Below are 3,069 nucleotides of genomic sequence, written 5' to 3'. Positions count from 1 at the left end.
CCGGGGCCGGGCGGATCGTGAACTGCGCCAGGAAGAGTTGGGCCAGGGGGCCGATCGACAGGGCGTAGAGCAGCGTGCCGACACCGACCGTGCCGCCCAGCAGGAAGCCCGCGGCCAGGACCACCACCTCGATCGCGGTGCGGATCAACCGGATCGAGACCGTGGGGAGGCGGGCGTGCAGGCCGGTCATCAGGCCGTCGCGCGGGCCCGGACCCATGCGGGCCCCGATGTACAGGCCCGTAGCCAGGCCGTTGAGCAGGACGCCGCCGAGCAGGTAAGCCACCCGGGCCGGCATCCACGACGTGGCCGGCAGCACCGCCAGCGCCGCGTCGACCGCCAGACCGACCACGACGATGTTCGCGACCGTGCCGAAGCCGGGCCGCTGCCGCAGCGGGATCCAGAGCAGCAGGACCACGGCGCCGCCGAGGATCACGATCGTGCCCATGCTGAGCCCCGAGGTCCGCGACAGGCCCTGGTCGAGCACGCTCCACGGCGCCAGGCCGAGAGCCGACTCCACCATCATGCCCAGGCTCACGCCGTAGAGGATCAACCCCAGGAAGAGATTCAGGGTACGCAGCGCGAGCTTGCTGGGGACTCTCATGAGTGCCACTCTTGATGCCAATTGGCGAGTTGCCAAGAGCCAAAAGTCGAGGGGTGGCTGTGACGGGCGTCGTAAGCGGAAGCCAATTGGCACGACTGCTCGGCCAGTGGCACTCGCTTCCGGGGCGGCATCGTAGCCCCGACTACGCCGCCCTGGCCGGCGCGGTCCGCGGCCTGCTCACCGACGCGCGGCTGGCGCTGGGGGTCCGCCTGCCGGCCGAGCGGGAGCTGGCCGAGGCCCTGAGCATCAGCCGCACCACCGTCACGGCCGCGTACCGGACGCTCCGCGAGACCGGCCACCTGATCAGCCGGCGCGGCGCCGGCAGCTGGACCGCCCTCCCGACCGGCCATCGCATCGCCGCCTCCGGCCTGTGGACCGCCGGCGACGACCTCGACATGATCGACATGGGCGTCGCGGCGTCGGCCGCGCCGATCGAGCTGGTCCCGGCGGCCCGGGCGGCCGCCGACGATCTGACCCGGCACCTGCACGGCGCCGGCTACCGGCCGACCGGCCTGGGCGAGTTGCGCGACGTGGTCGCGGCGGCCTACACGGCGCGGGGGGTGCGCACGTCGGCCGAGCAGATCCTGATCACCAGCGGCACCCAGCAGGCCCTCGACCTGGTGCTGCGGCTGTCCGTGCCGGCCGGCGCCAACGTGCTGGTGGAGTCGCCGACCTACCCGAACGCGCTGGCCGCGCTCGCCGCCCGCCGCGCCCGGATCAGCACGCACGGCCTGGACGCGGACGCCGGGTGGGACGGTGAGCTGCTGCTCGAGGCGCTGCGCCAGGGACGGCCGCGGCTCGCCTACATGATCCCGGAGTTCCAGAACCCGACCGGCCACCTGATGCCGGCCGGGCTGCGCGAACGCCTGGTCGCGGCTGCGCACGCCACCGGCACCGAGCTCGTGGTCGACGAGTCCTTCGTGGACCTCTCACTGGACGGCGACCCGATGCCGCCGCCGGTGGCCGTCTACGACCGGCACTCGCGGGTGGTGTCGATCGGCGGGATGAGCAAGGCGTACTGGGGTGGCCTGCGGATCGGCTGGGTGCGCGCGTCGGCGCCGCTGGTGCAGCGGCTGGCCGCCCTGCGCGTCGGTGTCGACATGGGCAGCCCGGTGCTCGACCAGCTGGTCGCCGTCCACCTGCTGGACAAAGCGGAGGAGATCGTCGCATCGCGGCGCGCCGAGCTGGCCGCACGGCGGGACGTGCTCGCGGCGACGCTGGCCGAGCAGCTGCCGGAGTGGCGGTTCAAGCTGCCGCACGGCGGTGTCATGCTGTGGGCCGAGCTGGACGGGCCGATCTCCAGCGCACTCGCCCGCGCCGCCGAGGAGGTGGGCGTGCGGCTCGCGCCCGGTCCGCGGTTCGGCCTGGACGGCACGCTGGAACGGTTCGTGCGCCTGCCGTTCACGCTGCCGCCGGACGACCTCGTCGAGGCCGTCCGCCGGATCGCGTCGGTGCGCCACGACCTCGACCACACCAGCCGCCCTTCCTGGCGCATCCCCGCGGTCATCGCCTAGCTCACGCCAGCTCGAGAGCCTCCAGCGTCGACGGGTCGGCGACCAGGTCGATCGCGATGACCTTGCCGTCGTCGATGGTGAACCGGAAGACCACGCGCGGCCGCGGGCCGGCCATCCACACCAGGCCGGGGTCGCCGTCGATCAGGGCCGCCTCCGCACCCTTGGCGCGACCGGAGAACGTGCGCGCCACCCCGTCCGCGCCGCGGGTCACGGCCGCCGACCCCATCCGCACGCCGGCCTCGTCGGCGCGCAACTCCACGTCGGGGTCGAGCAGCGACAGCAACGCCGCGAAATCGCCCTGGCGGGACGCCAGCAGGAACGCCTCGACGATCTCGCGCCGGCGGGACACGTCGTCGGAGTCGACGCTGCCGCCCTGGACCCGTCGCCGGGCCCGGCTGGCGAGCTGCCGGGCGGCCGCCGGTGTGCTGCCGACGATCTCGGCGATCTCCGGGAACGGCACCGCGAACATGTCGTGCAGCACGAAGGCCAGCCGCTCGGTGGGCGACAGCGTGTCCAGCACCAGCAGCAACGCCGGGCCGATCGCGTCCGCCAGGACGGCCTCGCGTTCCGGGTCGGCACCCTCGCCGGCCGGGGCCTCCGGCAGCTCGGCCGGGTCCTCGCGCCGGGATGCCCGGGCGCGCAACATGTCCAGGCACACCCGGGACACCACGGTGGTGAGCCAGCCGGTCAGGTTGCCCACGTCCGAGGTGTCGGTGCGGCTCAGGCGCACCCAGGTCTCCTGCACGGCGTCCTCGGCCTCGTCGGGCGAGCCGAGGATGCGTTGCGCCACGGACCGCAGGTGGGCACGGTCGGCCTCGAAGCGTTCGGCCAGCGGATCGGTCATCTCGTCACTCCCTCGTCGGCATCCGACAAGCTGACAGACCTCCCGCGGCGGCCAACACTGAACACCACGTCGACACGAAACGACCGACTAGAAACGTTTACAAAAATTAG

Annotated in this window: 3 protein-coding genes; 1 reads left to right on the top strand and 2 read right to left on the bottom strand. The window is 73.2% G+C overall.

Going from position 1 to position 3,069, the window contains the following annotated elements; translation table 11 throughout:
* Window positions 1-601 (bottom strand): hypothetical protein (locus AB0M20_RS34880; RefSeq protein WP_364304680.1); only part of this gene is annotated, 601 nt, incomplete at its 3' end.
* A 59-nt stretch (window positions 602-660) separates the two neighbouring features.
* Between AB0M20_RS34880 and AB0M20_RS34875 the strand changes: the two genes are divergently transcribed.
* Complete coding sequence (locus AB0M20_RS34875) at window positions 661-2,115, top strand: PLP-dependent aminotransferase family protein (protein ID WP_364304678.1); 1,455 nt, start codon at window positions 661-663, stop codon at window positions 2,113-2,115.
* A 1-nt stretch (window position 2,116) separates the two neighbouring features.
* Here the strand turns inward: AB0M20_RS34875 and AB0M20_RS34870 are convergent, their stop codons facing one another.
* Entirely contained in the window at window positions 2,117-2,959 is an 843-nt protein-coding gene (locus tag AB0M20_RS34870; RefSeq protein ID WP_364304676.1) for a sigma-70 family RNA polymerase sigma factor, read from the bottom strand.
* Window positions 2,960-3,069: the final 110 nt, after the last annotated feature.

Source organism: Actinoplanes sp. NPDC051633 (assembly GCF_040681735.1).
Taxonomy (GTDB): Bacteria; Actinomycetota; Actinomycetes; order Mycobacteriales; family Micromonosporaceae; genus Actinoplanes.
Note: the sequence above shows the minus strand (reverse complement) of the source record. Positions and strands in the feature narration are given on the sequence as shown.